Annotated in this window: 3 protein-coding genes; all 3 read right to left on the reverse strand. The window is 37.1% G+C overall.

The genetic code is table 11. From position 1 onward, the window contains the following. Nucleotides 1-169 precede the first annotated feature (169 nt). The 3 genes from J3U42_RS08410 to J3U42_RS08420 all read right to left on the reverse strand — a co-directional run bounded on the left by J3U42_RS08410 (nt 170) and on the right by J3U42_RS08420 (nt 7,133). On the reverse strand, nt 170-2,245 hold the full coding sequence (locus J3U42_RS08410; protein WP_267336190.1) for an SEL1-like repeat protein: 2,076 nt from the start codon (nt 2,243-2,245) through the stop codon (nt 170-172). 331 nt (nt 2,246-2,576) lie between these two features. Next, nucleotides 2,577-5,654 carry an SEL1-like repeat protein gene (locus tag J3U42_RS08415; protein WP_267336191.1) on the reverse strand — a complete coding sequence of 1,026 codons (3,078 nt, stop codon included), beginning with the start codon at nt 5,652-5,654 and terminating at the stop codon, nt 2,577-2,579. 327 nt (nt 5,655-5,981) lie between these two features. Beyond that, nucleotides 5,982-7,133 (reverse strand): SEL1-like repeat protein, encoded by a 1,152-nt coding sequence (locus J3U42_RS08420; protein ID WP_267336192.1) that lies wholly within the window; start codon nt 7,131-7,133, stop codon nt 5,982-5,984. Nucleotides 7,134-7,171 lie beyond the last annotated feature (38 nt).

Below are 7,171 nucleotides of genomic sequence, written 5' to 3' on the forward strand. Positions count from 1 at the left end.
AAATATCTTGAGCCGTATTAAAATGTCATTGTTAAGCAAATTTATATCAAAAAAGTGATTGTGTTAACAGAATAAATGACATTTTGAGGCTGTATAAAAAAAGAACTATCTTAATATGTAAAACAGTCCTTTTAACAGATTTCTAATTTGCCTGACTTATGAATAATGTCTATTTCATTCCTTTGTGAAGGATATCGCAACTTTCTTTAAGTTTTTGCTCACAAGCTAGTTCAAAATACTTTTTAGCTAACTCGCTATTTTTTTCAATACCATCACCTTTATAATACATAACGCCTAAATTATGCATTGCTTCAGTGTTACCATTATCTGCTGCTTTTTTATACCAAAATAGTGCTTTGTTTTTATCGACTTTTATACCGTCATCACCTTTTTCATACCTAGATGCTATCTCATATTGTGCTTGAGCAAGCTTTTGTTTTGCGGCTTTCGTGTACCAATAATGCGCTTTTTCTCTATTGACTTCGGTATCTTCTGCTGAGTGATAATACATACCTACTAAATAATCTTGCGCTTCAATATCCCCTTGCTCTGCTAAACGGGTGACCAATGATAGCTTTTGTTCTTTAAAATGATCTGAATACTCTTCCTCATTACTAAACCCATTTTTTGCTGCTCTAAGGTACCAATATATCGCTTTTTCTTCATTGGCTTCGACTCCGTCACCTTTGTCATACATAAGTGCTAAAGAATATTGTGCTTCACCAATCCCTCGTTCCGCAGCTTTAGTGTACCAATAGAGCGCTTTTTCTTTATTGATTTCAACACCGTTTCCATTGTTATACATGCATGCTAAATAATATTGCGCATCACCAAACTCTTGTTCTGCTGCTTTGGAGTACCAATAGAGCGCTTTTTCTTTATTGACTTCGACACCTTCACCTCGGTCGTACAAATGTGCTAACTCTAATTGTGCAATGGGAAGCCCTGCTTCCGCTGCTTTTGTATACCAATATAGCGCTTTTTCTTTATCGACTTTGACACCGTCGAATCCGTTTCCATACCGTTCTGCTAAACGATATTGCGCATTACTATCGCCTTGTTCTGCTAAACGGGTAGCCAATAATAGCTCTTGCTCTATAAAATGATCTGAATACCCTTCTTCATTACGATATCCATGGTTTATTGCTCTAATATACCAAAATTTAGCTTTTTCTTCATTGGCTTCGATCCCGTCACCTTTGTCATACATAACCCCTAATTTATATTGTGCACTACTATTCTCTTGTTCCGCAGCTTTTGTGTACCAATAGTGTGCTTTTTCTTTATTGACTTCAACACCATCACCTTCGTCATACATAACCCCTAATTTATATTGCGCCCAAACATCCCCTTGTTCAGCGGCTTTAGTATACCAATAGAGCGCTTTTTCTTTATTGATTTCAACACCGTTTCCATTGTTATACATGCATGCTAAATAATATTGCGCTTCAACTAATCCTTCTTCCGCTGCTTTTGTGTACCAATAAAGCGCTTTTTCTTTGTTGACTTCAACACCGTACCCATTGTCATACATAAGTGCTAAAGAATATTGTGCTTCACCAATCCCTCGTTCCGCAGCTTTAGTGTACCAATAGCGCGCTTTTTCTTTATTGACTTCGACACCTTCACCTTTGTCATATCTCTCTGCTAACTCTAATTGCGCATAATAAAGCCCTTGTTCCGCTGCTTTTGCAAACCAATAGATCGCTTTTTCTTTGTTGACTTCAACACCGTACCCATTGTCATACATACGAGCTAAATCATATTGCGCACTGCCGAGCCCTTGTTCTGCTGCTTTTGTGTACCAATATAGCGCTCTTTTTTTATTGACTTTGACACTGAACCCATTGTCATACATACGAGCTAAATCATATTGTGCATCACCACGCCCTTTTTCCGCTGCTTGAGCTTTCGTGTACCAATATTGCGCTTTTTCTTTATTGACTTTGACACTGAACCCATTGTCAAACAGAAGGGCTAAATGATATTGTGCCTTATTAACTCCTTGTTCAGCGGCTTGAGTATACCAATATAGTGCTTTTTCTTTATTGCCTATGAAACGAAACTCACTGTCATAAAGACGTGCTAAATAAAACTGAGCATCTTTATCTCCCTGCTCAGCCTCAGTGTTACAAGCAATGAAAGCTTGATGAAAATCGTTTTGTTCAAGATAGGTAGTGCACTTATTAGCGTAAGCCGTCGTCGATAATAATGCAGTTAATACAACAAATAGTACTTTTTTCATTAGTTTTCCTTAAATTCCTAAAATATAATAATTTTTTTATTTTGCCTGCTGGCAAGAAAAGAACAAAAATACGTTTACTATCTATTACTTGTTAACAATGTACTTTTAAATCGCTTATCGGTATCGGGTTATAGGGTTGATAAAATGGTTAACACGCCAACCAAATTTATTGAGCCTTATCAAAATATCACTGTTATGCCAATTTATATCAAAAAAGTGATTGTGTTAACACAATAAATGATATTTTGAGGCTGTATAAAAAAAGAACTATCTTAATATGTAAAACAGTCCTTTTAACAGATTTCTGATTTGCCTGACTTATGAATAATGTCTATTTGATTCCTTTGTGAAGAATATCGCAACTTTCTTTAAGTTTTTGCTCACAAGCTAGTTCAAAATACTTTTTAGCTAACTTGTTATTTTTTTCAATACCATCACCTTCATAATATATAACGCCTAACTGATGTATTGCTTGAGTGTTACCATTATCTGCTGCTTTTTTATACCAAAATAGTGCTTTGTTTTTATCGACTTTTATACCGTCACCTTTGTCATACATACGTGCTAACTCATATTGCGCAACAGTATGCTCTTCTTGCGCAACTTCATTGTACCAATATGCCGCTTTTTCTTTATTGACTTCGGCACCGTCACCTTTGTCATACATATATGCTAACTGATATTGTGCTTGAACAAGCCCTTGTTCTGCTGATTTTGTGTACCAATATAGCGCTTTTTCTTTATTGACTTTGACGCCTTCACCTTTGTCATACATACGTGCTAAATGGAATTGCGCCGTAATATCCCCTTGCTCTGTTAAACGGGTGATCGATAATAGCTTTTGTTTTTTAAAATGATCTGAATACTCTTCCTCATTACTAAACCCATTTTTTGCTGCTCTAAGGTACCAATATATCGCTTTTTCTTCATTGGCTTCAATTCCGTCACCTTTGTCATACATAAGTGCTAAAAAATATTGTGCACCACCATCCCCTTGTTCTGCAGCTTTTGTGTACCAATAGCGTGCTTTTTCTTTATTGACTTCAACACCATCACCTTCGTCATACATAACCCCTAATTTATATTGCGCCCAAACACCCCCTTGTTCCGCTGCTTTTGTGTACCAATAAAACGCTGTTTCTTTATTAACTTCGACATCGCTACCTATTTCATACATAAAAGCTAAATCTTGTTGTGCTTGAACAAATCCTGCTTCCGCTACTTTTGTATACCAATAGAGCGCTTTTTCTTTATTGGCTTCGATATCATCTCCTGCTCTATACATAAAAGCTAAATCATATTGCGCACTAGTAAGCCCTGCTTCCGCTGCTTTAGTGTACCAATAGCGCGCTTTTTCTTTATTGACTTTGACGCCGTCTCCTTCTCCATACATACATGCTAAAAAATATTGCGCATCACTATCGCCTTGTTCTGCTAAACGGGTGACCAATGATAGCTTTTGTTCTATAAAATGATCTGAATACCCTTCTTCACTACTATATCCCTGTTTTGCTGCTCTAAGGTACCAATATATCGCTTTTTCTTCATTGGCTTCGATTCCGTCTCCTTTGTCATACATAAGTGCTAAAGAATATTGTGCACCACCACCCCCTTGTTCGGCAGCTTTTGTGTACCAATAGAGCGCTTTTTGTTTATTGACTTCGACACCGTCTCCTTCGTCATACATACGTGCTAAATCATATTGTACCGTATCATTCCCTTCTTCCGCTGTTTTAATGAGCAAATTGAGCGCCGTAACATTTCCTTTTTTCGCTGCTTGAGTGTACCAATAGTGCGCTTTTTCTTTATTGGCTTCGACACCATCACCTTTGTCATACATACGTGCTAAATGATATTGCGCATAATCAAGCCCTTTTTCCGCTGCTTTGGTGTACCAATAGAACGCTTTTTCTTTATTGGCTTCAACGCCGTGACCTGCGTCATACATAAATCCTAAATGATATTGTGCCTCACTAAACCCATGTTCAGCCGCTTGACTATACCAATATATCGCTTTTCCTTTATCAACTTCGATGCCGTCACCTTGCTCATACATAAGTCCTAAATCATATTTCGCCCGACTAAACCCTTGTTCAGCTGCTTGAGTATACCAATATAACGCTTTTTCTTTATCAACTTCGATGCCGTCACCTTGGCCATACATAAATCCTAACTTATATTGTGCCTCACTAACCCCCTGTTGAGCCGATTGACTATACCAATATAACGCTTTTTCTTTATTGAGTTCGACACCGTCTCCTTTGTAACACATATTGGCTATGTTATATTGCGATATAACATCCCCTTGTTTTGCAGCTTTTGTGTACCAATAGAGTGCTTTTTCTTTATCGACTTCAATGCCCTTCCCACTATCATACATATGTGCTAAATCATATTGCGCTGTACGAAATCCGCCTTTCGCTGCTTGAATTAACCAATCTAGCGCTTTTTCTTTATTGCTTTTGATACCGTACCCTTCATCATAAATAACCCCAAGTTCTTTTTGCAGCTCATAAGTCCCGGAATATAATATTTGAGTGTACCAATAAAGCGCTTTTTCCTTATTGACTTCGGCACCGTCCGCTTCGTCATATATACGTGCTAAATCATATTGCGCATCACCAAGTCCTGCTTCCGCTGCTTGAATCAACCAATCTAATGCTTGTTCTTTATTGACTTCGACACCGTCTCCTGCTTCATATATACGTGCTAAATGATATTGCGCAACACGAACTCCTTTTTTCGCTGCTTGAGTATACCAATCTAGCGCTTTTTCTTTATTGACTTCGACACCGTCACCTTTGTCATACATACGTGCTAAATTATATTGCGCTTCACCAAGCCCTTGATCCATTGCTTTAGTGAACCAATATACCGCTTTTTCTTTATTGGCTTTGACACCGTCTTCTTTGTAATAAATAAGCCCTAAATAATTTTTCGCCTCATCAGACCCTTGTTCAGCTGCTTGTGTAAACCAATATATCGCTTTTTCTTTATTGACCTCGACACCCTCGCCTTTATCATACTTACGTGCTAAATCATATTGCGCCTCAACAAGTCCTTGTTTTGCTGCTTGAGTGTACCAATAGAGCGCTTTTTCTTTATCGACGTCAACACAGTACCCATCGTCATACATCACTGCTAAATAATATTGCGTATGACTACGTCCGTGTTCCGCTGCTTGTGTTAACCAATAGAGCGATTTTTCTGGATAGATTCCGACAGGATCGCCTTGGTCATACATAAGCGCTAAGTTAATCATAGCGTCGGTATCTCCCTGCTCAGCCTCTTGTTTACAAGCAACAAAAGCTTTTTCAAAATTATCTAGATCAAAATAAATAGCGCAATTATTAGCGTAAGCTGTCGTCGATAATAATGCAGTTAATACAACAAATAGTACTTTTTTCATTAGTTTTCCTTAAATTCCTTAAATATAATAATTTTTTTTATTTTGTCTGCTGGCAAGAAAAGAACAAAAATACGTTTACTATCTATTACTTGTTAACAATGTACTTTTAAATCGCTTATCGGTATCGGGTTATGGGGTTGATAAAATGGTTAACACACCAATTGGGTCGCATCAAAGTGTCACTGTTGAGCCAATTTATAACAAAAAAGTAATTGTGTTAACAGAATAAATGACATTTTGAGGCGGTATAAAAAAAGAACTGCTTTAATATGTAAAGCAGTTCTTTTAGCAGATTTCTATTTTTGCGTGATTTATGAATAATGTTTATTACAATCCTTTATGAAGGATCTCACAACTTTCTTTAAATTTTAGCTCGCAAGCTTGTTCAAAATACTTTTTAGCTAACTCGCTATTTTTTTCAACACCATCACCTTCATAATACATAATGCCTAACTGATGTATTGCTTGAGCGTTACTATTATCTGCTGCTTTTTCATACCAATATAGTGCTTTTTCTATATTAATTTCGACACCGTCACCTTTGTCATACATACGTGCTAAATTATATTGATTTATCACAAACCATTCTTTATCTGCTTGAGCTTTAGTGTACCAATAGCGTGCTTTTTCTTTATTGACTTCGACACCATCACCTTGGTCATACATATATGCTAACTCTAATTGCGCATAATCATGCCCTTGTTTTGCTGCTTTTGTATACCAATAGAGCGCTTTTTCTTTACTGGCTTCGACACCATCACCTTTGTCATACATACGTGCTAAATGATATTGCGCATAATCAAGCCCTTTTTCCGCTGCTTGAGTGTACCAATAGAGCGCTTTATCTTTATTGACTTTGACACCATTACCTTTGGAATACATATCTGCTAAAGGATAAAGCGCTATATCAAACAGTTCTTTCTCTGCTTGAGCTTTAGTGTACCATTTGAGTGCTTTTTCTTTATTGACTTCGACACCATCACCTCGGTCATACATATATGCTAATTCTAATTGCGCCGAAATATGCCCTTTTTCAGCTGCTTTTGTGCGCCAATAGAGCACTTTTTCTTTATTGGCTTCGACACCGTCTCCTAATTCATACATGCGTGATAAACCATATTGCGCCTCAACTAATCCGTGTTCCGCTGCTTTTGTGTACCAATATAACGCTTTTTCTTTATTAATTTCGGTACCGTCTCCTTTGTCATACATAGATGCTAAATCATATTGCGCCTCAACAAATCCGTCTTCCGCTGCTTTTGTGTACCAATAGAGCGAGTTTTCTGCATTGGCTTCGACACCGTCGCTTCTGTCATACATACGCTCTATAAATAGCTGATTTTTCTTATCTAGCTCTTCAGCCCCCAATCTACAAGAAATTACAACTTTATCATCTTGATAAAATAGAATATCGCACTTTTTAGCGTAAGCTGTCGTCGATAATAATGCTGTTAATACAACAAATAGTACTTTTTTCATTAGTTTTCCTTAAATTCCTAAAATATAATAATTTTTTT

Origin of the sequence: Gilliamella sp. B2923 (assembly GCF_026536565.1) — a bacterium.
Classification (GTDB): domain Bacteria; phylum Pseudomonadota; class Gammaproteobacteria; order Enterobacterales; family Orbaceae; genus Gilliamella.